The sequence below is a fragment of the Nocardioides immobilis genome (assembly GCF_003515065.1).
Lineage (GTDB): Bacteria > Actinomycetota > Actinomycetes > Propionibacteriales > Nocardioidaceae > Nocardioides > Nocardioides immobilis.
In genome coordinates this window covers 1-24,461 of record NZ_QXGH01000038.1, presented here as the reverse complement: position 1 = coordinate 24,461, position 24,461 = coordinate 1, and the positions used below count along the sequence as shown (strand labels likewise).

Annotated in this window: 21 protein-coding genes; 11 read left to right on the top strand and 10 right to left on the bottom strand. The window is 68.0% G+C overall.

Features of this window, described 5'->3' with window-relative positions; all coding sequences use genetic code 11:
• Positions 1-3: 3 nt before the first annotated feature.
• The 10 genes from D0Z08_RS27030 to D0Z08_RS26990 all read right to left on the bottom strand — a co-directional run bounded on the left by D0Z08_RS27030 (position 4) and on the right by D0Z08_RS26990 (position 11,630).
• Entirely contained in the window at positions 4-1,683 is a 1,680-nt protein-coding gene (locus tag D0Z08_RS27030; protein WP_118928406.1) for a PHA/PHB synthase family protein, read from the bottom strand.
• Positions 1,680-3,170, bottom strand: a complete 1,491-nt coding sequence (locus tag D0Z08_RS27025) for a long-chain-fatty-acid--CoA ligase (protein ID WP_118928405.1) — start codon at positions 3,168-3,170, stop codon at positions 1,680-1,682. The genes D0Z08_RS27030 and D0Z08_RS27025 overlap by 4 nt, the downstream gene beginning before the upstream one ends.
• A 6-nt stretch (positions 3,171-3,176) precedes the next feature.
• Complete coding sequence (locus D0Z08_RS27020) at positions 3,177-4,406, bottom strand: ABC transporter substrate-binding protein (RefSeq protein WP_147381551.1); 1,230 nt, start codon at positions 4,404-4,406, stop codon at positions 3,177-3,179.
• 9 nt (positions 4,407-4,415) lie between these two features.
• Entirely contained in the window at positions 4,416-5,549 is a 1,134-nt protein-coding gene (locus D0Z08_RS27015) for a branched-chain amino acid ABC transporter permease (RefSeq protein ID WP_147381550.1), read from the bottom strand.
• A complete protein-coding gene (locus D0Z08_RS27010; RefSeq protein ID WP_118928402.1) occupies positions 5,549-6,439 on the bottom strand; it encodes a branched-chain amino acid ABC transporter permease in 891 nt (296 codons plus the stop codon). The genes D0Z08_RS27015 and D0Z08_RS27010 overlap by 1 nt, the downstream gene beginning before the upstream one ends.
• Complete coding sequence (locus D0Z08_RS32760) at positions 6,436-7,221, bottom strand: ABC transporter ATP-binding protein (protein ID WP_220454382.1); 786 nt, start codon at positions 7,219-7,221, stop codon at positions 6,436-6,438. The genes D0Z08_RS27010 and D0Z08_RS32760 overlap by 4 nt, the downstream gene beginning before the upstream one ends.
• On the bottom strand, positions 7,218-7,976 hold the full coding sequence (locus tag D0Z08_RS32755) for an ABC transporter ATP-binding protein (RefSeq protein WP_220454380.1): 759 nt from the start codon (positions 7,974-7,976) through the stop codon (positions 7,218-7,220). Before D0Z08_RS32755 ends, D0Z08_RS32760 begins: the two co-directional genes overlap by 4 nt.
• 98 nt (positions 7,977-8,074) lie before the next feature.
• The gene (gene npdG / locus D0Z08_RS27000) at positions 8,075-8,788 is read right to left on the bottom strand and encodes an NADPH-dependent F420 reductase (protein ID WP_118928401.1); all 714 of its coding nucleotides are present in this window, start codon (positions 8,786-8,788) and stop codon (positions 8,075-8,077) included.
• Complete coding sequence (locus D0Z08_RS26995; protein ID WP_118928400.1) at positions 8,785-10,401, bottom strand: AMP-binding protein; 1,617 nt, start codon at positions 10,399-10,401, stop codon at positions 8,785-8,787. The genes npdG and D0Z08_RS26995 overlap by 4 nt, the downstream gene beginning before the upstream one ends.
• Positions 10,398-11,630: an acyl-CoA dehydrogenase family protein gene (locus D0Z08_RS26990; RefSeq protein ID WP_118928399.1), complete on the bottom strand. Its 1,233-nt coding sequence runs from the start codon at positions 11,628-11,630 to the stop codon at positions 10,398-10,400. The genes D0Z08_RS26995 and D0Z08_RS26990 overlap by 4 nt, the downstream gene beginning before the upstream one ends.
• A 159-nt stretch (positions 11,631-11,789) precedes the next feature.
• On the opposite strand from D0Z08_RS26990, the gene D0Z08_RS26985 reads away from it, so the two are divergent.
• The 11 genes from D0Z08_RS26985 to D0Z08_RS26935 form a co-directional block, all read left to right on the top strand.
• Positions 11,790-12,278 (top strand): winged helix-turn-helix transcriptional regulator, encoded by a 489-nt coding sequence (locus D0Z08_RS26985; protein ID WP_220454379.1) that lies wholly within the window; start codon positions 11,790-11,792, stop codon positions 12,276-12,278.
• An 80-nt stretch (positions 12,279-12,358) separates the two neighbouring features.
• Entirely contained in the window at positions 12,359-13,408 is a 1,050-nt protein-coding gene (locus tag D0Z08_RS26980) for an acyl-CoA dehydrogenase family protein (protein WP_182481512.1), read from the top strand.
• Between the two features lie 24 nt (positions 13,409-13,432).
• Positions 13,433-14,503 (top strand): LLM class F420-dependent oxidoreductase, encoded by a 1,071-nt coding sequence (locus D0Z08_RS26975; protein ID WP_118928396.1) that lies wholly within the window; start codon positions 13,433-13,435, stop codon positions 14,501-14,503.
• Between the two features lie 4 nt (positions 14,504-14,507).
• On the top strand, positions 14,508-17,078 hold the full coding sequence (locus D0Z08_RS26970) for a bifunctional FO biosynthesis protein CofGH (protein WP_118928395.1): 2,571 nt from the start codon (positions 14,508-14,510) through the stop codon (positions 17,076-17,078).
• Between the two features lies 1 nt (position 17,079).
• Positions 17,080-17,730, top strand: coding sequence for a 2-phospho-L-lactate guanylyltransferase (cofC, locus tag D0Z08_RS26965; RefSeq protein WP_182481511.1), 651 nt, complete (start codon positions 17,080-17,082; stop codon positions 17,728-17,730).
• Positions 17,731-17,768: 38 nt separating this feature from the next.
• Positions 17,769-18,296: an SRPBCC family protein gene (locus D0Z08_RS26960; RefSeq protein WP_220454377.1), complete on the top strand. Its 528-nt coding sequence runs from the start codon at positions 17,769-17,771 to the stop codon at positions 18,294-18,296.
• A complete protein-coding gene (locus D0Z08_RS26955; protein ID WP_118928392.1) occupies positions 18,296-19,348 on the top strand; it encodes an LLM class flavin-dependent oxidoreductase in 1,053 nt (350 codons plus the stop codon). Before D0Z08_RS26960 ends, D0Z08_RS26955 begins: the two co-directional genes overlap by 1 nt.
• Before the next feature lie 254 nt (positions 19,349-19,602).
• Positions 19,603-21,129, top strand: a complete 1,527-nt coding sequence (locus D0Z08_RS26950; RefSeq protein ID WP_118928391.1) for a Re/Si-specific NAD(P)(+) transhydrogenase subunit alpha — start codon at positions 19,603-19,605, stop codon at positions 21,127-21,129.
• Positions 21,130-21,132: 3 nt separating this feature from the next.
• Positions 21,133-22,557, top strand: coding sequence for a Re/Si-specific NAD(P)(+) transhydrogenase subunit beta (gene pntB, locus D0Z08_RS26945; RefSeq protein WP_118928390.1), 1,425 nt, complete (start codon positions 21,133-21,135; stop codon positions 22,555-22,557).
• Positions 22,558-22,627: 70 nt separating this feature from the next.
• Positions 22,628-23,845, top strand: coding sequence for an acetyl-CoA C-acetyltransferase (locus D0Z08_RS26940; protein WP_118928389.1), 1,218 nt, complete (start codon positions 22,628-22,630; stop codon positions 23,843-23,845).
• Positions 23,846-24,012: 167 nt separating this feature from the next.
• The coding region (locus D0Z08_RS26935) for an SDR family NAD(P)-dependent oxidoreductase (protein WP_118928453.1) at positions 24,013-24,461 on the top strand (449 nt) is incomplete at its 3' end.

Here is a 24,461-nt window from a genome sequence, read left to right as displayed (position 1 = left end):
TCGTCACCTGTCCAGGACGTAGGAACCAGGAGCGTTCTCCAGCGACGGGTACTCGCTGTTGCCCAGGGTGGCTGGCGCCGGCCTGCCGGCCCCCGACCGGGCCGCAAGCCAGGCGGCGTAATCGGGCCACCACGACCCCTTCTCAGTGGAAGCCGCCGCGCGCCAGTCATCGGGCTCGAGGGCGTTCTCGTCGGACACCTGGTAGCTGCTCTTCGGGTTCCCGGGCGGATTGACGAGCGCAGCGATGTGACCGTTGGTGGACAGGACGAACCGAACCTTGCCCCCGAGCAGCTGGCTGCTGCGGTAGCAGTTGACCCACGGGCAAATGTGGTCCGCTGAGCCCGCGACGACGTAGGAGTCAACGGTGATCTTGCCGAGATCGATCGGCGTACCGAGAACGCTGATCGCGCCCGGTCTGGCGAACTTGTGGTGCAGCGCCGCGTCGACGAAGTCGCGGTGGAGCTTGGCAGGCATCCGCGTGGAATCGGCATTCCAATAAAGGAGGTCGAACTTGGGCGGTGGCTTTCCCTCGAGGTAGTTGTTGACCCAGTAGTTCCAGATCAGGTCGCCAGGGCGCAGCCACGAGAAGACCTCGGCTAGGTTGCGCCCGTCGAGATAGCCCCTGCGTCGTGACCTGGCGATCGCGGCGCTGGCGACGCGTTCGTCGATCAGCGCTCCGGCGGTCCCCGCACGCGTCTGGTCGAGCATGGTGACCAGAAGACTCAGGCTGGCCAAGCGGTCGACCTGGCCGATTGCCGCTCGGTGCGCTGCAGCGAGCGAGGCCAGGAGGCCGCCGGAGCAGGTGGCCACCACGTGGGCCGAGCCGGCGCCGGTGACCTGGTCGACGACGTCGAAGGCATTGATCATCGCCTCGGCGTATGCGTCGAAGCCCCACTTGCTGTGGCGGGCGTCGGGATTGCGCCAGGACATCACGAAGACCTGCTGTCCCTGCTGGAGGAGGTACTCGATCAGGCTGCGACCTGGTGCGAGGTCCAGCGCGTAGAACTTGTTGATCGTCGGCGGGATGATCAGCAGCGGGACATCTCGGACAGTTTCGGTCTGCGGTGTGTAGTGGATCAGCTCGAACATCGGATGGCGGTAGATGACCGCCCCGGGGGTTGTCGCCAGATCCACCCCGACCGTGAAGGCGTCAGGCGCGACCATCGATGGCACTCGGGGAGACGAGGCCATGTCGCGAATCAGGTTCCGCGGTCCGAGGACGGCGCTGGCGCCGCCGCTGTTGATGAGGGCCTTCCAGGCGACCGGACTGGTCAGTGGGTTGTTGCTGGGCGACAGGGCTTCCACCACATTAGAGACGACGAATTTCATCCGCTCGGCGTCCCGCCATTCCATCGGCACGTCCTGGACAAGGCCCTCGGCCATGGCACCGGTGGCCAGGTAGGCCTGCATGATGCGCCTCAGCACCGCATTGCCTGTCCAGGCCGGGTCGGCGAATCGCCGGTCCGCGCCCGCAGGCGCGATGTTGGAGACGCCGATGGCGATCTTGCCGAGCTCTTCGACCAGATTGCCGAGGCGGGTCGCGACGCGGTTGGGGCGCCGAGCCAGAGCGCCGACAAAGCGAAGACCGGATCCGCCGGGAAGCAGGCGGCTCGCCGGTCCCGAGGCTGCCTGCGTCAGCAAGTGGTCCAGCGGTACTGCGACGTCCGCGGACTGGGTGCTCACTGCAGGTCCTCCGGTACGACGATGTCGCGCTTCTGCACCTTGCCGGTCGGGCCCTTGGGCAGCTCGGGGACCAGCCAGACATGTCGCGGGTACTTGTACGGCGCGACGCGCGCCTTGACGTAGTCACGGAGCTCGTCGGGGCCGGGTGTTGTTCCCGGCTTGAGCGCGACGGCCGCGGCGACCTCTTCCCCAAGTGTCGGATGACCGACACCGATCACCGCTGCCTCGAGCACACCAGGGTGCTGGTAGAGAACCTCCTCGATCTCGCGCGGATACACATTGAAACCTCCGCGGATGATCAGGTCCTTCTTGCGGTCGACGATGAAGAAGAAGCCGTCCTCGTCCTGTCGAGCCATGTCACCGGTGTAGAACCAGCCGCCCTTGATCGCTTCGGCCGTCGCCTCCGGGCGGTTCCAGTAGCCCCGCATCACGTTGTGACCTCGGATCACGATCTCCCCGACCTCACCGGCGGCCACGTCGTCGCCGGCCTCGTCGACGACTCGCATCTCAACCCCGTCGATGGGCAATCCGATGGAGCCCGGCTTCGCTCGCTCGGGGAAGTTGAAGGACGCTGCGGGGGATGTCTCGGACAGCCCGTAGCCCTCCAGGATCATGGCGCCGAACGTCTCGGCGAATCCGTTGAGCACCTCGAGCGGGAGAGCGGCACCCGCCGAGGCGCAGAGCCTCAGCGACGACGTGTCAGCGACACCGCCGCCGGCCTGAAGCAGCGCGACGTACATGGTCGGCACGCCTTCGAAGATCGTCACCCGGTCACGCTCGATGACCTTCAACGCTGCCGTGGGATCGAACCTCGGCAGCAGCGTCAGACTCGCCCCGACGAGGATTGCTGTGTTGAGTGCACACGTCTGACCGAACGAGTGAAACAGCGGCAGGCAGCCCATGATCACGTCGTCCTCGGTGAGGGCGAAGAGTCGGGAGGCCGTGACCGACGCGTTGGCCCTCATGTTCGCGTGCGTCAGCTCGGCTCCCTTCGGCGTGCCCGTAGTGCCGGAGGTGTACAGGATGACCGCCGTGTCTTCTTCGTCGCGCGCCGCGACGTCGGCATAGACCGGCCAGCCCGCGACGTCCTCGAGCGTGGCGCCGGTGACGACATGGCAGTCCGTGCCGACGGCTTTGGCTCCTGCTGCTGCCTCTTCCGTCGCCGTCTCCCAGGCGAGGACCAACCTTGCTCCGGAGTCGCCGAGGCAGTGCTCCACCTCGCGCGCCTTGAGCAGCGGGTTCATCGGAACGACGATGCCGCCGGCACGGAGCACGCCGTAGTAGAAGACCGGGAATGCCGCGACGTTGGGGATCATGAGGCCTACCCGGTCACCGGGTTCGAGACCCCTTGCTCGTAGCCAACCGGCGACCCCAGTGGTCAGCCGGTCCAATTCCGCGTAGGTCAGGAGGTTATCCTCGGTCCGGATGGCCGGCCGCTCGGCGAACTGCCCGACGGCGTCCTTCAGGTTCGTCGCGAGATTGGTCACAGCGTCCTACTCCAGGCCTTCGGTGATGGGGCCCGTGTAGCTGCTGGCCACGATCTCCAGACCTCCGGGGACATCCGCCGGTCGCAGGATGTTGCTGGAGCGGGTGGTGTCTCCGCCCGACAGGTCGAGGGGAACCACGAGGCCCAGGGTAGTGAGCTCGTCGAGCGACGCTTTCGCCGCGAGCAGGCCCTCACGAGTCATGTCTCCGTCCGCGCAGGCCTTCTCGAGCACCTGACGGATGATCTCCCCCATGCCTGCGCCGGCAACAACCGTGCTGGTCGGCTCGTCATCCGGGTTCGCTTGCGACCAGGCTGCGGCGAGGTCATCGGACGTGCCCGTGAACGACGGACTGAACGAGTTGGCGACGTGGCCGTTGGTCCGCAGGGCTTCGCCGATCGGGCTGTCCAACAGCCCGGGGGCGAACGCGGGGTTGTTCATGACGATCGGGACGTCGAGGTCTTCTGCAACAGCGACGCTGACTGCCGAAGCGGTCTGATTGGGCCCCACTGACAAGGCGATTGCGTCAACGCCCTCGTCGGCGAAGCGTTGGACGAGCGCGGTCATGTCCACATCGGTTGGGCTCACTTCGGCGCCGGTGATGTTAAGGTTCCGTTCGTCAGCGACGTGCTCGGCGCCGGCCAGTCCGTTCTCGCCGTACTCGCCGGTGAAGTAGATGTGCCCCACTGTGTCGCCGTCCTCGATGAGGTCCTCCTGAAGGAGGTAGCTGAGGCCGTTGGCCATGTCGGTGTCGTAGAAGCCTCCGGGGACGGCGTTGCCTTCCCAGTCAAGAAGGCTTCTGCCCCAGGCCATCGGGACGTTGACGATCTGGTCCTGGGTGAAGCGGGGAATGAGGGCGGTGTTCACCGGTGCGCCGAGAGTCTGCACGAGCGCGAGGACGTCTTCCTCCATGGAGTCGTAGGCCTGGGTGGCCTTCTGTACGTCGGAGCCGGAGTCCTGGACGTCCAGGTCGACGGCGAACCTGCCGCAGATGCCGCCGTCCTCGTTGATCTGGTCGGTGACCAGCTTCAAGCCGTCGAGTGCAGGCATGCCTTGGACTGCGAACGGGCCGGAGAGGTCGGTGATCACCCCGAGTGTGAGCGTCGATTCGCTCATGCCGGGCCCGAGCTGGATGCCGTCGACGCTGCCGTTGTCCGCATTGTCGGACTTGGTGGCGCATCCGGTGACAGCGAGGGATGCAAGCACCGTTGCCGCGATGCGGTTTCGTGAGCTGGACAAGGTTGTCTCCTAGTTGTGGGTGGCGCGGGATGTGAGGATTCGGGTGCGTCTCAGGGCGCGTGTAGCGAGGCTGCGGCCGCGGGTCGCGAGGCCCACGAGGCCGCGTGGCTCGAAGAGCATGCAGAGGACGATGAGAGCACCGGCGAGATAGGAGGTGGCGGTGGACGCCTGCATGCCCCCGGCCTCGCCGGTCTGCACGATCAGGGGTAGCTGGTCGCTGAACTCCTGGAGGAGGAGGGGGAGGCCGGCGATGAAGGCGGCCCCCATGCAGGCTCCGGCGACGCTGCCGAGGCCGCCGACGACCACCATGGCGAGGAAGCTGATCGCCAGGCCGAGGTTGAAGGTCTCCGGGGCGACGGAGCCCGTGGTGAGGGCGAAGAGCACGCCCGCGGCGCCAGCGAACATGGACGATGCGATGTAGGCGCCTCGCTTGGCCGACCTCACGTTGACTCCATTGGTCGCCGCAAGAACCTCGCTGTCCCGCACGGCTGCCAGCGACCGGCCCACGCGGCTGTGTACGACGTTGCGCCCGGCGATCCAGGCAACCACGATCACGGCCGCCGACAAGTACCACAACAGCTCCTCGCGCTGGAGCGGGACGCCCAGCAGCACCGGCGGCGTCGGAGAATCGGCTAGTGACAGGCCGAAGAGGCTCATCGGGGGCACGGGTCGGCCGAAGAAGCCACCGCTCGCGGCGGTCCAGTTCTCGAGGATGTGCTGGCCGATGAAAACAAGCGACAGCGTGGCGATGCCGAGATAGATCCCGCTCAGTCTGGATGCCAGGGGGCTTGCCGCCAGGCCGAGGGCGCCCGCGGCGAAAATGGCCAGGACCGCCGCTGCGGCGGGCGGGAGGCCGAGCCCGAGATGAGCGGTGTTCACAGGATTGTCGGCCAGGGTCACGTAGGTCACCGCCGCGCCGGCCATGAGGAACGGGTGCGCGAAGGAGAGCTGCCCGGTGGTCCCGACGAGGATGGTCAGGCCGATCGCGCCAACGGCCGCGCTGGCGACGGTGAGGCCGGTGCGGAGCCAGAAGGTGTCGAGGTAGAGGGGTGCGACGCAGACAGCGACCCCGATCAAGGCTAGCGCGACGCCCCGGATCACGGCTTGTGTCGGGCGGCTGGTTGTCTGGTCGATGGTGGTCATCACACGCGGGTCATTTCTCGTGAGCCGAAGAGTCCGGAAGGGCGGGCGACAAGCACGCCGAGCATGAGGAGGAACGGGACGATCTCGGCGAAGCCGCTGCCCATGAACTGCAGCTCGTGCTGGTAGCCCGCGGCGAGAGACTCGGCAACCCCGATGAGCAGTCCGCCGACGATGGCCCCGCGGAGGGAGTCCAGTCCGCCGATGATCAGCGCCGGGAAGGCGCGGAGCGCGACAACTGCGACAGTGGTGGTCACCCCGGGCGTCGGTGGACCTGCCATGAACATGCCGGCGATACACGCGAGGGCGCCGGCCGTCGCCCAGCTGAGGGTGGTGATCGTCGTCCGGCTGAGGCCCATGAGAGCGGCTGCCTCGGTGTCCTCCGACACTGCACGCATCGCAAGGCCCCACGGCGATCGGGTGAAGATCAGGTAGAGGCTGACCGCGACGGCCGCGACCATGAGCAGGGCGATGCCGCGGTTGGCGCTCATGCTGGCCACACCGAGGTCCCAGCGTGTCTCGCCCCAGGGGTGTGAGATGTTGAGGACGTTTGAGCCGAGTTGCTGGGTCAGCACGCTCAGGACCACGAGGTCGATCCCGATCGTCAGGATCGCCAGCGAGACGGGGGGTGCCCCTGCGCGTCGCGAGAGCAGGGTGAGGTTGATGCTGCCCGCGAAGCCCGCTGCCACCGGGACGGCGATCAACAGCGCCACGATGAAGCCCGATGCGTCGTCCATCGTGCCGACGAGGTACGCACCGAGCAGCACGAGCGTGCCATGGGTGAAGCTCACGACCTGGCTGCACTTGTAGATCAGCACCAGCCCGAGGGCGATCAGGGCATACACGGCTCCGGTCGACAAGCCGTTGAGGAGTAGGGACGTCAGGTGGCTCATGGGGTCACCTCGCGCGGTGCGTGAGCAGAGCCGAGGTAGGCCCTGAGGACCTCGGGGTGGGAGGCGACGTATGCCGGTGAGCCGTCGGCGATCACCCGCCCGAAGTCGAGGACCGTGCAGTGCGTCGCGAGGGAGAGCACCATCCGCATGTCGTGCTCGACCAGGACCATGGTGGTGTCTCCTCGTGCGTGGATGGTGGCCAGGAGCTCGGTCATCTCGTCCTTCTCGTGGCCGTTCATGCCGGCGACGGGTTCGTCGAGCAGCAGTACTTCCGGCTCGGCGGCCAAGGCCCGCGCGAGCTCGACCCGCTTCTGGTCGCCGTAGGGCAGCTCGGTGGCGATGCGGTGGAGGGAGTCGGCCAGGCCGAGCATCTCGGCGAGGTGGTGCACGCTTTGGCGCGCCGCTTTCGCCTCGGCGCGGGCGCCAGGCGTGCGCAGCGCACAACGCAGGAAGCCAGCACGGGTGAGGTGGTGCCGCCCGAGCAGGATGGCCTCTTCGACCGTCACATGGCCGAGTACGATGTTCTGGTAGGTCCGTGCCAGGCCGGCGCGGACCAGCTTGTGCGGGCGGCTCTTGGTGACGTCGAGGTCGGCGAAGACGACGGTGCCCGAGGTGACCGGGTAGACGCCACTGAGCACGTTGAACAGCGTCGACTTCCCGGCGCCGTTGGGACCGATGACGGCATGGATCCCGCCTGGACTGACGGAGATGCTGACGTCATCGAGCGCTTTGACGGCGCCGAAGCTGACGGTCACCTGCTCCGCGCGGAGCTGCGCGTTCACTGCGGGGCTCCGTCGAGCGTCGGCGCCGGTGTTCCGCCCAGGTAGAGATCTCGAAGCTCGTCGCTGGCTGCCAAGTGGTCCGCGGGCCCGGTGGCGCAGACACTGCCGCTTGCCAGCACTACCGCGCGGTCGGAGACCGCGAGGGCCATGGCTGCGTTCTGCTCGACGAGGAGGACCGAGGTGCCCCGACGGTGGATCTCCTCGATGATGGCGCCGACGCTGTCGACCATCTGGGGCGCGAGCCCCAGCGAAGGCTCGTCCAGCAGGAGGAGGCGGGGTTGGGCCATGAGAGCCCGGCCGATCGCCAGCATCTGCTGCTCGCCCCCGGAGAGCAGCCCGGCTGACTGCTCCCTGCGCTGTTCCAGCCGGGGGAAGAGGTCCCACACCGTACGACGCACGGTGGCCGCATGACGTGTTGGAATCCCGGCTCCGGCGGCGGCCACGCGCAGGTTCTCCTCTACGCTCAGCCCTTTGAAGATCCGCCTGCCTTCTGGGGACTGGATCAATCCCGCGCGGACGATCCGACGTGGGCTCACGCCGAGGAGATCGCGTCCCTCGAACTCGATGGATCCGCGAGTGACTTGACCGCCGTGGTGGGGGAGGGTGCCGGAGAGCGCCCGTAGGAGCGTGCTCTTGCCCGCCCCGTTTGCGCCGAGCACGGCTACGACTTCTCCCTCGCCGACGCCCAGGGACACGTCGGTGAGCGCGGTGACCGACGTCCCATAACGAACGTGCAGTTGCGTGACCTTCAGCATGCGTGGACCTTCTGGCTTTCCTGGGGCGGTTGCGGGAGGGCAGCACCGAGCTACCGCTGGTGCGCGTGGCACCGGTGGCTGAGTGAGGCGAAGGGGGGCTACGTGGTCGCGGGAACCGCCGGCCGGACCGGAGGCGCCGGTGTGACATCGACGGCGGGGTCAAGGCCCGCCACCAAGATGCCCGAGCGCACCTTGTAGCGCTTGTTGATGGAGATGAGCACGGCGGTCAACGGCTCGAGCTGTCGAGCCATGCGCAACGCTCCGGCATCGATGCCAGGTCGGCCGGTGACGGTGGCGGCGAGCTCGATCGCCGCGGCCTTCGCGTCGGGGTCGTCCCCGCACACGAGCACGTCCTCGTGGTCCAACAGGTCCGCACTCCCGTTGAGGGAGACAGCCGAGAGATGGTGAAACGCGCCGATCACTCTCGACTCAGGTAGCAGCCGCTGTGCATCCTCGGCCGCCGAGGTCGGCCCGAGGTCGAGTCCGTACGGTCCGCGCTTGTCGAAGCCGATGGGGTTCACACAGCTGATCACCACCTTCCCCGCGAGATGAGGCGCGAGCTCGGCGACCAGGGCGTCGTGGCCGTCGTAGGGCACCGCCAGCAGCACGAGGTCAGCCGCCTCGGCGGCCTGATCGTTCCGGGCGCCGCGGACGGTTGCCGAAGGGACCCGCTCGCCGAGCTCCGCCGCCGCGGTGACGGCCCGCTCCTGGTCGCGGGACCCGAGCACGATCTCGTGTCCACCTCGTGCGAAGCGGTAGGCCAGGCCCTTGCCCTGGGGTCCGGTGCCGCCGATGACTGCGATGACGCTCATGTGAGCTCCTTGGTGGGTTGGAGTGAAGCGGCCTCCCGGCTGCGAAGCTCCTTGCGCAGGATCTTTCCCGCGGCCGACTTGGGGATCTGTTCGACGAACTCGACGTGCCGAATCTTCTTGTAGTGCGCGACCCGGGCGGCCACGAACTGCTTGACGCCATCGGCATCGAGGTCAGGGTGCGAGTCGTGTCGGACCACGAACGCCTTCGGGGACTCGCCACTCTCGGCATCGCTGACGCCGATGACGGCGACGTCGGCGATGCCCGGGTGCACGAGGAGCACAGCCTCCAGCTCGGCGGGCGCGACCTGGTAGCCCTTGTACTTGATGAGCTCCTTGAGCCGGTCGACGACCCGGAAGACCCCGTCGGCATCGACCGTCACGATGTCGCCGGTGTGCAGGAAGCCGTCCTGATCCACGGCGTTCGCGGTCGCGATCGGGTTGTTCAGGTAGCCACGCATGATGTTGGGCCCGCGGCACCAGAGCTCGCCGCGTTCGCCTGGGGCGACGTCATTGCCGGTTTCTGGGTCGACGATCCGCGCTTCGACGCTGGGCATCAACACGCCGATGGTGCCGCGGTCGATATCGGGCCGCTCCACCGGGATCCCGTGTGTGCAGGGGCTGGACTCGGTGAGCCCGTAGCCCTGGATCACAGTGGCGCCAAGGCGCTCCTGGAGCTGCTCTGCCAGGCTCGTGTCCAGGGGAGCAGCGACGCAGTCGACCAGCTCGAGGCTGCCGAGATCGTGGGAGTCCACCAGCGGGCTGTTCATCAAAGCCACTGCGATGGGCGGAACGATCACCGTGTAGGTGATCCGGAACTGCTCGATCGCGCCCAGGAACGCGGCGAGCTGGAACCGGGGCAACGTGACGAGGGTCCCTCGCTCGTACAGTCCGAGGTTCATGATGCCGTTCAGCCCGGCGATGTGGAAGAACGGGATCACCGCCATCAGGTTGGAGTGGTCAGAGGGCGGTGCGAGCGGCTGCATCTGCAGCAGGTTGGCGCCGAGATTGCCGTGGGTGAGCATGACGCCCTTGGGCACTCCGGTGGTCCCGGAGGAGTACGGCAGGACGGCGAGGTCGTCGGCCGAGAGCACCGGGAGCTCGGCGGTTCGCGGGGTGGCGAGCAGATCGTCGTACGCGGTCTCGGGGACGGGCCCGCCGTGCAGGTCTGCGGGGCCGAGGACGATGATCTCCTCGACACGCACATCAGGCTCAGTCACCGCCGCGCGCACGGCCGCGAGCCCCATCGGTGCGACGAAGACGAAGCGCGCACGGGAGTCGCGGAACTGGTGCGCGAGCTCTCCAGCGCTGTAGAGGGGATTGGCCGGGGTGAGGACCCCGCCCGCGCGCAGCACGCCGTGGAAGACAACCGGGTAGTCCGCGGAGTTGGGCGCGACGAGCGCAGCCACCTCGCCCGGTCTGATGCCGCGCGCGACGAGGGCTGTCGCGACACTGTCGACGGCGGAGACGAGCTCGCCGTACGTGCGCCGGTGGCCGGTGGCAGCGTCGATGAGAGCAGTCTTCGCGCTATCGGCGGGGGTGAGCCCACCGAACAGCAGATCGGGGAGGGACGTCCGCGGCGTCTCCACGTCGGGGTAGGGGCTGCGCAGGATCATCGACGGGGCTCCTTGGGAAGGCCGAGCACCATCTCGCCGATGATGTTCCGCTGGACCTGCGACGACCCGGCGTAGATCGTGCCGGCGCGCGAGTTGAGGTAGACGCTCGACCACGAGGCCGAGGAGTTCGGCGCCCCGGGGTCGTCGGTGTGGTACCAGTTCGGCGAGGGGCGCCCGCTCGGTGCCAGGCCTTCGACGCCCAGGACGTCGAGGGCCAGCTCGGTCACCACGCGGTGGTACTCGCTCCACAACAGCTTGAAGGGGGCAGCCCCGGGTCCGGGCTCATCTCCCTGGATCAGCTGCGCCGCGATGCGCCGGCCGTGGCAACGCAGCTGCTCGACCTGGACGTGACACCACGCGAACGCGCGACGGATGCCGGGGTCACCGACGAGTCCTCGATCGCGGATCAGATCGGCCAGCCGGCTCAGCTCGTTGCGGAACCGGATCGGGGCGTGCAGCGCCGTCTCTCCCCGCTCGAAGCCGAGCAGGGTCATCGCGACCGACCAACCCTGGTTGACCGGACCGATGACGAGCTCGGCCTCTGTGGTCGCGTTGTCGAAGAAGACCTCGTTGAAGTCGGTTTCGCCGGTGAGGTTCCGGATCGGCCGGATCTCCACACCAGGCTGGTCAAGCGGGACGAGCAGCATGCTGATGCCACGGTGCGGAGCCGCCTCGCGGTCGGTCCGGGCCAGCACGAACATCCAGTTCGCCACATGGGCACCCGAGGACCACAGCTTCTGTCCGTTCAGCACCCAGCGGTCGCCGTCGAGCTCCGCGCGCAGTGCAAGGGACGCCAGGTCCGAGCCGGCGCCGGGCTCGGAGAAGCCCTGGGCGAAGACGTACTCGCCGGCGAGGATCCGAGGGAGGAAGCGCTCCAGCAGGGCCGGTTCGGACCACTGCAGCATCGTGTTGCCGAGCATGCTGATGCCGAAGGAGTCGTTGTCCGAGCCGAAGGGGATGCCGGCGCCGGTCAGCTCCTCGACGAGTACGACGAGCTCGGCGGCGCTGAGCCCCGCGCCGCCGTACTCCTTCGGCCAGGACGGTGCGAGCCAACCACGCGCGGCGAGCTCGGAGCGGATCCGGCCGCGGAAGGCGTCGTACTCCGCGCCGTCGAGGGTGCCGATGCCGCGCGCGTCAGCGGTCAGCTGGCTGGCGACGAACTCCCGCACCTCGGTGCGAAACGCCTCGACGTCTGCGTCGAGCCGGGGGTGGGTGGGCTGGGGTTCCACGCTTTGGTCCTCCTAGCGACATGCTTCTTGTGCTGCCGGTCACAGAGTTGCGTAGATAGACTGACCCTGTCAAGTGCTCAGTCTTATTTTGGTATCCACTACTATGGCGCCATGAGGAGAACATCATTCGCGAACTGGCCGTGCTCGATCGCGCGCACGATGGACCTGCTGGGCGACTGGTGGACGCCGCTCGTGCTGCGTGAGGCGTACTACGGCATCCGCAGGTTCGACGAGTTCCAGCACGAGCTGGGCATCGCGCGAAACACCCTTTCGGACCGCCTGCGCAGGCTGGTCGACGAAGGGCTGCTGGAAAAGGAGCTCTACAGCACCGAGCCGAAGCGCTACGAATACCTGCTCACCGAGAAAGGCCGCGACTTCTTCGGCGTGATCGCAGCGATGTCGCACTGGGGTGACACCTGGTTGGCGGGAGAGGCCGGCCCGCCGATGGTCTTCCATCACAAGTCCTGCGACAACGACACCCACGCCGAGGTCGTCTGCGCGGAGTGTCGGGAAGCCCTGCGCTCCGAGGACGTCACGATGCAGATGGGCCCTGGCTATCCGGAGCGCCTCAGGGAACGACCCGACGTCCAGCGTCGGTTCGCGCGTCAGGCCGAAGCGTCGCGGTCGTCGGAAGAAAAGCCCGTCTGACATTGATAGTTGCATATTAAGACGCACTCCGACATGATGGCGTCCTCCGCGTCCGGCGGTAACCCCCGAGGAGGATGTCGATGCACGCAACCACGACCGAGGAACATCACCAGCTGGCCCTCACTGCACGGCAAGTGCTCGAAACCGCGGCCCGCGTCGATCCCGTTCCGCCGACGTGGGAGAACCGCGCGGCCGGCCTGAACCGCCAACTGTGGCGATCCCTGGCGGACCTTGGTCTCCTCGGCGTCGGCGTCCCCGAGGAACGCGGCGGATCCGGCGGCGGTGTACGCGAGCTCTGCCTGCTCGCCGAACAGGTCGGGTTCGCGGTGCCGCGCATCCCGTTCGTCGGGACGGCCGCGGTTCTCGCCGTCAGCCGCCACGACGCGACCGACATCGTCGACGGGTCGGTGGTCGTGGTGCCAGCTTGGGAGACCCTTCCGACCGCAGTCGTCCCGCGTGCCCGCACCAGCGCGCTGCGACTGAACGGCGGCACGGTCGATGGCAAGCTTGGGGCGGTGGCGTTCGGCATGGACGCCGACCGGCTCCTCGCGTTCGCAGGTTCGGTGCCGGTGATCGTGGACCTGGACGCACCGGGGGTTCGCCGTACCCCCGTCGACAGCTTCGACGTCACCGAACCGTCCGCGGCCATCGAGTTCACCGGGGTGGCGGCCACGGTTCTGGAGCCGGTCGCGAGCCTGGACCGGATCCGAGCGGTGCTCGCTGCGGAGCTGATCGGTACGGGCCAACGGGCCCTGGATGGTGCGGTCGAGTTCGCCGGGCAGCGACACCAGTTCGGTCGTGCGATCGGATCCTTCCAGGCGATCAAGCACCTGCTCGCGGACCGACACGTCCAGCTGGACGCCGCACGACTCCTCGTCGAGTGGGCTGCGGCTGCCCTCGACGACGAGCGACCGGACGCAACGGCCGCCGCACAGACCGCCCTTGCCGCGGCCGTCGACGCCGCCGACTGCGCGACCCGTGATGCCCTGCAGGTGCACGGCGGCATCGGGTTCACGTGGGAGCACCCCTCGCACGTCTACCTCAAGCGCGCACGGGCACGCCGTTCCCTGCTCGGCTCGGTCGCGGCCCAGCTCGACGCCCTCGCCGACCAGGTCCTCGCAGCGCACTGACCGCCTGATCTCAAGGAGAACACCATGCAAATCGGCATCAACCTGGGCTACTTCGGCCTCGGAAACACCACCGACGGGTTTGCCATCGCCCAGGAGGCCGACCGGCTCGGCTACTCCTCCTGCTGGGCAGCCGAGGTATACGGCTCCGACGCCGCCACCGTCCTGGCCTACGTGGCGTCCAAGACAGAGCGCATCGACATCGGCTCCGCGATCTTCCAGATCCCGGCACGCACCCCCGCCATGACCGCGATGACCGCCGCGACCCTCGACATGCTCTCCGGAGGTCGCTTCCGCCTGGGCCTGGGCGTTTCCGGCCCCCAGGTCTCCGAGGGCTGGTACGGCGCGCGGTTCGACAAGCCGCTCGCCCGCACCCGCGAGTTCGTCGGAATCGTCCGCAAGGCGCTAGCGCGCGAGCGGCTGGCCTACTCCGGGGAGCACTGGACACTGCCGCTGCCGGACGGCCCCGGCAAGGCGCTGAAGCTCACCATCGGCCCGGTCCGGAACCCGCTCCCGATCTACATCGCGGCCATCGGTCCCAAGAACCTCGAGCAGACCGGCCGGATCGCCGACGGCTGGCTCGGCATCTTCTTCGCCCCGGAACACGCCGAGGTCTCGCTCGCCCCGCTCCGCGAAGGGCGCGGCGGCAGCCTCGAAGGGTTCGACGTCGCTCCGACCGTGCCGGTCACCTTCACCAGGACTGACAGCGAGTCCGACCTCCGCGCCGCAGCAGACGCCCAGCGGGCGTACACCGCGCTGTACGTCGGCGGAATGGGTAGCCGGTCCCAGAACTTCTACAACCAGCTCGCCTGCCGTATGGGCTACGAAGACGCGGCCGCCGAGATCCAGGAGAAGTACCTGGCCGGCGACACGGCCGGAGCACTGGCCGCGGTGCCGCACGACCTGATCGACGCGACCACGCTGATCGGCACCAAGGAACGCGTGGCCGACCGGCTCCAGGCCTATGCGGAGGCCGGGGTGACGACCCTCATCGCCTCGCACGGCGGCGCTGCCCCGGGCGGCGCCGGACCAGCCCTGGAGGAACGCATGGTCACGCTGAGAACGCTCGCCGAGGCCGCCGAGCTGGCCAGCATCTGATCCGATGGAAGCCACTGGGGTCAGGCCGGCCGAGGTGCGCCGCGCGCTCGCTCGAGCTGAGCGTGGTGCCGCGCTCGATGAGAACGAGGCCACCGCACTGCTGGCAGCGACCGGCCCCGAGCTCGACCGGCTGTGCACGGTGGCGACCCGCGTCCGTGATGCGGGACTAGTGGCGGCCGGCCGTCCAGGGGTGGTGACGTACTCGCCGAAGGTGTTCATCCCGGTGACCCGGCTGTGCCGGGACCGGTGCCACTACTGCACGTTTGTGGAGACTCCCGCCCATGGGGCTCGGGAGGGCCGGGCGCCGTACCTTTCTCCCGACGAGATCCTCAACATCGCCCGCCAGGGCGCGGAGCTGGGCTGTCTGGAGGCGCTGTTCACCCTCGGCGACCGTCCTGAGGACCGGTGGCCGGAGGCGCGGGCGTGGCTTGACGAACAGGGCTATGACTCCACGCTGGCCTACCTGCGGGCGATGGCGGTGCGGGTCCTGGAGGAGACCGGGCTGCTGCCGCACCTCAATCCAGGGGTGATGTCGTGGGAGGAGATCAACCGGCTCAAGCCGGTCTCGCCGTCGATGGGCATGATGCTCGAGACGACATCGCGGCGGCTGTTCGAGAGCAAGGGCGAGGCCCACTACGGCTCACCGGACAAGGATCCAGCGATCCGGCTCCGGGTGCTCGAAGACGCCGGCCGGTTGTCGGTGCCCTTCACCTCGGGCCTGCTGGTCGGCATCGGCGAGACCCTGGCCGAACGGGCCGAGACGATCTTCGCGTTGCGTGCCAACGCCCGCCGCTACGGCGCGCTGCAGGAGGTGATCGTCCAGAACTTCCGAGCCAAGCCCGACACCGCGATGCGGCACGTCGACGACCTCGACCTGGACGAATACCGTGCAGCCATCGCGGTCACCCGGATTGTGATGGGCCCGAGAATGAGGGTTCAGGCGCCGCCGAACCTGGTCGACCCCAACGAGTGCGCGGCCCTACTCGCCGCGGGCGTCGACGACTGGGGCGGTGTCTCCCCACTCACCCCGGACCACGTGAACCCCGAGCGGCCCTGGCCCTCCCTGGAGCGCCTGCGCTCGATCACCGACTCCTGCGGCTTCGAGCTGCGCCCACGGCTGACCGTGCATCCGGAGTACGTCGTCCAGGGCGAGCCCTGGCTCGACCCTCGCATCTCCGCTCACGTCGCCGCCCTCGCCGACGACTCCGGCTTGGCCCGGCCTGGCGTCCGCCCGCAGCCCCATCCGTGGCAGGAGCCCGACGGCGGCTTCGAGTCCGCTGGAAGGACCGATCTGCATGCCGCCGTCGACACCGAGGGTCGCACCGAGGACCGCCGCAGCGACTTCACCACGGTTTACGGCGACTGGGACGAGGTGAAGGCGGCAGCGCGCTCGACCGCCGAAATCGGGGTAGTCCCTGACGATTCTGTCGTCGGTCGGCCCGGTTCACGACAGGATCGTCAGGGACTATCCGCGTTGCGCGCGGCCGAGAAGGACCCCGGCAACCTGTCCGACGAGCACGCGCTGACGTTGATGACGGCCGAGGGCGACCTGCTGCGCGAGGTGGTGCGGCTGGCCGACGACCTGCGCCGCGACACGGTCGGCGACGAGGTGACGTACGTCGTCAACCGCAACATCAACTTCACCAACGTCTGCTACGTCGGGTGCCGGTTCTGCGCGTTCGCTCAGCGACGTACCGATGCAGACGCGTACTCGCTCTCACTCGAGCAGGTCGCCGACCGCGCCGAGGAAGCCTGGGGGCTGGGCGCGACCGAGGTCTGCATGCAGGGCGGCATCGACCCCGAGCTGCCCGGCACGGCGTACTTCGACCTCGCCGCGGCTGTGAAACAACGCGTGCCGGAGATGCACGTCCACGCGTTCTCGCCGATGGAGATCGTGAACGGCTCGTCGCGCACGGGCCTGAGCTTCGAGGACTTCCTGATCCGGGCCCGCGAGGCCGGACTCGACACGATCCCGGGCACCGCCGCGGAGATCCTCGACGACGAGGTGCGCTGGATCCTGACCAAGGGCAAGCTGCCGACTGCCACGTGGATCGAGGTCGTCAGCACCGCCCACAAGGTCGGCCTGCGGTCGAGCTCCACGATGATGTACGGCCACGTCGACGATCCTCGCCACTGGGTCAGCCATCTGCGCGTGATCGGTCGGCTCCAGGACGAGACGGGCGGCTTCACCGAGTTCGTACCGCTGCCGTTCGTGCACACCAGCTCGCCGATCTATCTGGCTGGCGTTGCCCGTCCGGGCCCAACTCTGCGCGACAACCTGGCCGTCCATGCCATGGCCCGGATCATGCTGCACGGGCGCATCGACAACATCCAGACCTCTTGGGTCAAGCTCGGTGTCGAGGGCACCCAAGCCATGCTCCGGGCGGGTGCCAACGACGTCGGCGGCACGCTGATGGAGGAGACCATCTCCCGGATGGCCGGCTCCGAGCACGGCTCGGCCAAGACGGTCAGCGAGCTCACCGACGTTGCGGCGGGCGTCGGGCGACCCGTCCGCCAGCGGACGACGACCTACGGCTTCGTCGCTGCGGACGGCCACGACCCCCTCTCGGACTGACGTGAACGGCCATCCCTGGCGAGTGGTGATCTGTGCGCGCCGGCTCGATGTCGCCAAGTCTCGGCTCCGGCCGCTGGGCGAGGAAGCGCGTCAAGGCTTGGCGCTGGCGATGGCCCGAGACGTGCTCAAGGCCGTCGGTGGCGCACCCGGCGTGAGCGAGGTGGTGCTGGTCAGCGACGACCCGTCCCTCGCGCATTTGGCGCGGGCTGTGGGCGCCGTCGTACTCCGTGATCCGGGGCTCGGCCTGAACAGCGCCTTCCTGCACGGCATGGGCGCCGGCAGGTCCGGCGACACGTGGACGGCGATGTTGATGGCAGACCTGCCGTGCCTGACCTCCCACGTCCTGCAGCGTGTGTTGGACGCAGCTGCGCGACACCCGGCCGCGGTGGTCGCTGACCGCGAGGGCATCGGATCGACCCTGTTGACCACCGCGCCGGGCTGCCGCGCGCGGCCCCGGTTCGGAGAGAGGTCCTTCCATCAGCACGTTGCGACCGGTGCCACGCCGGTCGCCGCGGACGAGCCTCGTGCTCGATGCGACGTGGACACCCAGGCGGATCTTGGCGTCGCGCTCGGTATCGGCGTGGGAGCAATTACGGCGCACGCCGTCGAGGACTTCGGGCTTGACAGGGTGGGTCTTAATAAGCAACTCTAGAGGTCACGACCACAAAAGTGGCTGGGTTCGATGTCGACATGGAGGTCTCTGGTATGGAGTGGACGGGCGCGCTTTACGCGGACACGCCAACGGTCGAGGTGGAGACCTGGATCGACGCCCCGCCGGAGAAGGTGTGGGCGTTGGTCTCCGACATCGAGATGATGCCGACCCTGAGCGCGGAGCTCCAGTCGGTGGAGTGGCTCGACGGGGTCACCGAGCCTGCCGTCGGCCACCGGTTCATCGGTCGTAGCAAGCACGAGTCGCTGGGGGAGTGGCAGACCACCTCGTACGTCGTCGAGTACGAGCCCGGCAGGGTGTTCGCCTGGGCGGTTGAGGATCCCGACCAGCCGACAGCGATCTGGCGGTTCCGGCTCGAGCCGAAGGACGCGGGCACGCAGCTGTCGCAGTGGGCCCAGCTCGGCCCGGGCCGATCCGGCCTGTCCTTCGCCATCGACCGGATGCCGGAGAAGGAGCAGAAGATCGTGTACGTCCGACTCAAGGAGTTCGAGCAGGGCATGACCCAGAACCTCGCAGGTATCAAGCAGCGGCTGGAGGCGAGCGAGTGATGCGCACCGCCACCTCGATCGAAGCATCGGGCCCGGACGGCTGGCAGAGCCAGGCGGACTTCGTCGTCGAGGCCGAGAAGCTCGGTCTCGACCTGTTGCTCGTTGCCGAGGCGTGGGGGTCCGACGCGCCATCGGCGCTCGGTTACTACGCGGCGCGGACCGAGCGGATGCAGCTGGGCTCCGGCATCATCCAGATCGGCACCCGAACTCCCGTGGCCATCGCCCAGGCAGCCATCACGCTGTCGAACCTGTCCGAAGGCCGGTTCCTGCTCGGCCTGGGTGCCTCCGGCCCCCAGGTCATCGAGGGCCTGCACGGCATCCCGCACGCCCGCCCGTTGACCCGCATGCGGGAGACCGTCGAGGTCGTCCGTAGCGCGTTCACCGGGGAGAAGATCTCCTACTCCGGCAGCGTCTATCAGATCCCCCTCCCCGACGGAGAGGGCAAGCCGATGCGCCTCTCCGCTCGAGCCGAGCACCCCATCCCGATCTACCTCGCCACTCTGTCACCGAAGATGCTCACCCTCACCGGCGAGATCGCCGACGGCTGGCTGGGCACGAGCTTCGTGCCCGAAGGTGCCGCCGAGGCGTACTTCTCCCACCTGGACAACGGCCTTGCCATGTCCGGCCGCAAGCGACAGGACCTGGACGTCTGCCAAGGAGCAGAGGTGAACTTCGTGCCCGACGAGGATGCCCTGCACGAGATCGTCGCCAGTCGCAAGAAGGAGCTGGCCTTCAGCCTCGGCGGGATGGGCTCGGCCTCGACGAACTTCTACAACCAGGCCTACAGCCGTCAGGGTTGGGCCGAGAAGGCCGCTGAGGTCCACGAACGCTGGCAGGGGGGCGATCGTGACGGCGCCGCCGAGCTGGTCACCGACGAGATGGTCCTCGCCACCACGCTCATCGGCACCGAGTCGATGGTCCGTGATCGGTTGAAGGTGTGGCACGCCGCCGGCGTCGACACGGTCCGCATGTACCCGGCCGGGGACACGCTCGACGCCCGGCTCGCCACCCTGGGCCGCGCCATCGAGCTGGTCCACGAGATTGCCGACTGAGCCCGATTCCCGTGACCCAGTACCAGCCCCATTTCCACCGCAGGGCCGCGATCCCCGACACGCCCGGGCTCGTCGTCGGCGGCACACAGGACGTTGTGGTTCCGCTCCGCACCCCTGAGCATCCACCGCTGTGCATGGCGAGGTTCCGGCGGACTTGATCTACGCCCCTTGCTGACGACGCCAGTAACCGCGTCGAGGGAGCAAGAGGCCACTCAACGACCCATCAGGGTCGCGACAGAAAGGCTGCAGCGATCATGTTGATCGGAGTCCTCAAGGAGGCGCGCCCCGGCGAGAGCCGCGTGTCGGCCACTCCTGCGACCGTGGCTCAGCTTTTGAAGCTGGGTTACGACGTGGTGGTCGAGCCGGGTGCGGGTGCCGCGTCGAGCTTTCCCGACGAGGTGTACGCCGAGGCCGGGGCGAGGGTCGGTTCGATCGCCGAGGCCGACATCGTCTTCGGTGTGAACGCGCCCGCGCCCGCTCAACTGGACGCGTTGAAGCCGGGCACGACGCTGGTCGCGATCCTGAACGCGCGCCTGGACGAGGAGCTGGTCGCGGATCTGGGCAAGCGCCCGATCACCGCGCTGGCGATGGACGCGGTCCCGCGGATCAGCCGGGCGCAGTCGCTGGACGTTTTGTCGTCGATGGCCAACATCGCCGGCTACCGCGCGGTCGTGGAGGCCGCGAATGTCTTCGGACGCTTCTTCACCGGCCAGGTCACTGCGGCGGGCAAGGTCCCGCCGGCCAAGGTGTTGGTGGTCGGTGCGGGGGTTGCTGGTTTGGCCGCGATCGGTGCGGCCGGGGCGATGGGCGCGATCGTGCGCGCGACCGACCCGCGTCCGGAGGTGGCCGACCAGGTCAAGTCCCTGGCTGGTGAGTACCTGTCGATCGAGTCGCCGGAGGTCGAGGTGTCGGCGACCGGCTATGCCAAGGAGATGGGTGAGGACTACCAGGCGTTGGAGGCGAAGCTGTATGCCGAACAGGCCGCCGATGTCGACATCATCATCACCACCGCGTTGATCCCGGGTCGTCCGGCGCCGCGGATCATCACCGCGGAGATGGTGGCGTCCATGAAGCCGGGCAGCGTGATCGTGGACATGGCCGCCGCTAACGGTGGCAACGTCGAGGGCACGGTCAAGGACCAGGCGGTGGTGACCGCCAACGGCGTGACGATTATCGGCTACACCGACCTCGCGGGCCGCCTGGCCGCGCAGGCGTCGCAGCTCTACGGCACCAACCTGGTCAACCTGATGAAGCTGATGACACCGGAGAAGGACGGTGAGCTCGTCCTCGACTTCGACGACGTCGTGCAGCGCTCCATCACTGTGGTCCGCGATGGCGAGTCGACGTGGCCGCCGCCGCCCGTCCAGGTCTCCGCGGCTCCCGTGGCGCCGGCCGTTCCGGTGGAGCAGGAGGAGTCGAAGGCGAAGGCGCACATGTCTTCGGGGCGCCGGATGGGCATCGTGTTCTCAGCTGCGGCTGCGCTCTTTGCGCTGATCGCGATCTCGCCGGCGGCGCTGCAGGTGCATCTGACGGTGTTCGCGCTGGCGATCGTGATCGGCTACTACGTGATCGGGCATGTGCACCACGCGCTGCACACCCCGCTGATGTCGGTCACCAACGCGATCTCCGGGATCATCGTGGTCGGTGCCCTGCTCCAGATCGGCCAGAACGACACCGCGGTCACGGCGGTCGCCGGCGCGGCGATCCTGCTGGCCTCCATCAACGTCTTCGGCGGCTTCGCCGTGACCCGTCGCATGCTCAGCATGTTCTCGAGGAGCTGAACGATGGATCTCGACATCGCAACCGTCGCGCAGTCGGCGTACATCGTCGCTGCCCTTCTCTTCATCCTGGCGCTGGCCGGCCTCTCCAAGCACGAGACGGCCAAGGTCGGCAACAACTTCGGCATGGCCGGCATGGCCACCGCCCTCGCGGCCACGATCGCGCTCGCGGTTGACCGTGACATCGAAGGCTCCGGGCTCGCGATCCTGATCGGTGCGACTGCCATCGGTGCAGCGATCGGCCTCTACCGCGCGCGCGTGGTTGAGATGACCGGAATGCCCGAGCTGATCGCGCTGCTGCACTCCTTCGTCGGTCTGGCTGCGGTACTCGTTGGCTGGAACGGCTTCCTGCACGTCGAGCACGACATCAACGGTCACGCAGCCGACGAGCTCCGCTTCGAGGACCTGCTCGGCATCCACTCCGCCGAGGTCTTCATCGGCGTCTTCATCGGTGCGGTGACCTTCACCGGCTCGATCGTCGCGTTCCTCAAGCTGTCCGCGCGGATCAAGTCCAACCCGATGATGCTGCCGGGCAAGAACTTCCTGAACCTGGGCGCACTCGCCGCGTTTTTCGCGCTCACCATGTGGTTCGTCATCGACCCGCAGTTGTGGCTGCTGGTCGTGGTTACGACCCTCGCCTTGCTGCTCGGCTGGCACCTGGTCGCCTCGATCGGCGGCGGCGACATGCCGGTCGTCGTGTCGATGCTGAACAGCTACTCCGGCTGGGCCGCGGCCGCCTCGGGCTTCCTGCTCGAGAACGACCTGCTGATCATCACCGGCGCCCTGGTCGGCTCGTCCGGTGCGTACCTGTCGTACATCATGTGCAAGGCGATGAACCGCTCGTTCATCTCCGTCATCGCCGGTGGCTTCGGCATCGAGGCCGGCCCGTCGGACGATAGGGACTACGGCGACCACCGCGAGGTCACCGCCGAGGAGGTCGCCGAGATGCTCGGTGCCGCTGACTCGGTGATCATCACCCCCGGCTACGGCATGGCGGTCGCCCAAGCCCAGCATGGCGTCGCCGAGCTCACCCGCAAGCTACGTGACCGCGGCGTCGACGTCCGCTTCGGCATCCACCCCGTCGCTGGGCGCCTCCCCGGCCACATGAACGTTCTGCTCGCCGAGGCCAAGGTGCCCTACGACATCGTGCTCGAGATGGACGAGATCAACGAGGACTTCGACGACACCGCCGTCGTACTCGTGATCGGCGCCAACGACACCGTCAACCCGGCCGCCACCGAGGACCCGTTCAGCCCCATCGCTGGCATGCCCGTCCTCACCGTGTGGAACGCCGACGACGTCATCGTGTTCAAACGCTCCATGGCCTCGGGGTACGCCGGCGTACAGAACCCGCTGTTCTTCCGCGAGAACTCCGCGATGCTCTTCGGCGACGCCAAGGACCGCGTGGAAGACATCCTTCACGCGCTCTGAAGTGCCTAACGCGCCAGCGGGTTCGTCGAGGCAATCGCCCACCTACCTAGTCAATCAAGGAGATTCTCCGATGCCCGAAGCCGTCATCGTCGCCACTGCTCGCTCGCCCATCGGCCGGGCGTCCAAGGGGTCGCTGAAAGACATGCGTCCCGACGAGCTGACTCTGCAGATGCTGCACGCAGCACTGGCCAAGGTCCCAGCGCTCGACCCGCGTGAGATTGACGATCTGGTGCTCGGATGTGGCCAGCCAGGGGGAGAGTCCGGCTTCAACCTGGCCCGCGTGGTCGCTGTCCTGGCGGGCATGGACCACCTGCCAGGTACGACGGTCAACCGCTACTGCTCCTCCAGCCTGCAGAGCACCCGGATGGCGTTCCACGCGATCAAGGCGGGGGAGGGCGACGTGTTCGTCTCGGCGGGGGTCGAGGCGGTGAGCCGATTCACGAAAGGCAACGCTGACGGATTCCCGGACACACAGAACCCCCTCTTCGACCTCGCCCAGCGGCGCACCGAGAAACTCGCCGCCGGCGGCCAGACCTGGGTGGACCCGCGCACCACCGCCGAGCTACCTGACGTCTACATCTCGATGGGGCAGACCGCGGAGAACGTCGCCCAGCTGACCGGCACCACCCGTGCCGAGCAGGACGCCTTCGGCGTCCGGAGCCAGAACCTGGCCGAGGGTGCCGTCGCCAACGGATTCTGGGAGCGCGACATCACTCCCGTGACGCTGCCCGACGGCACCCTGGTTTCGAAGGACGACGGCCCGCGGACCGGTGTGACCCTGGAGTCGCTGTCGCAGCTGCAGCCGGTCTTCCGGCCCGACGGAACAGTGACGGCCGGGAACTGTTGTCCGCTCAACGACGGCGCCGCCGCCATCGTCGTCATGTCCGACTCCAAGGCCAAGGCACTCGGCCTCACGCCGCTCGCGCGCATCGTCTCCACCGGAGTCTCGGGCCTTTCGCCAGAGATCATGGGCCTTGGCCCGGTCGAGGCCTCGAAGCAGGCGCTGTCCCGTGCCGGGCTGACGATCGATGACATCGACCTCGTCGAGATCAACGAGGCGTTTGCAGCCCAGGTGATCCCCTCTGCACGGCAGCTCGGTGTCGACCACGACAAGCTCAACGTCAACGGCGGCGCGATCGCGGTCGGCCACCCGTTCGGGATGACCGGCGCCCGGATCACCAGCACGCTCATCAACTCGCTGCAGTGGCACGACAAGCAGTTCGGCCTCGAGACCATGTGCGTAGGAGGCGGCCAGGGGATGGCCATGGTTCTCGAGCGGCTGTCCTGACCAGAGTGCCCCGAGCACGCTCGCCTATCCGGTAAGACGCGACCTGAGGCACTCGCAATCTGCAAAGCACGCCTCAGCGACGCGTAGGCGCGGAGGCCGATTCGGCCTCCAGGTCATGTGCGAGGGCGGTTGCCTCGCAACGCCACCATCATTCGAGAGGATCTGACATGACCGTCACCGACGTCGTCCTGGTCACGGGCGCGAATGGGGGTCTGGGCACCGAGTTCGTCTATCAGGCTCTCGCGCTCGGAGCCCGGAAGGTCTACGCGACTGCCCGAACTCCCCGCGAGTGGGGCGACGACCGAGTGGTTCCCCTCCCGCTCGACGTCACCGATCCCGCGTCGGTGGCGGCTGCGGTCGCGCTCGCTGCCGACGTCACCCTCGTGGTCAACAACGCGGGCGCGTCTAACGGTGCTTCCGTGCTCGGGTCGCGCGACGGACTCCGGGAACTGTTCGAGGTGAATTTCTTCGGTGCCGTGGCCGTCGCCGATGCCTTTGCGCCGGTGCTCGCCTCCAACGGCGGGGGAGCACTCCTCAACGTGCTGTCCGTGCTGTCGTGGATCGGCGTCGGGGATGGCTACAGCGCCACGAAGGCTGCATTGTGGTCGGCGACGAA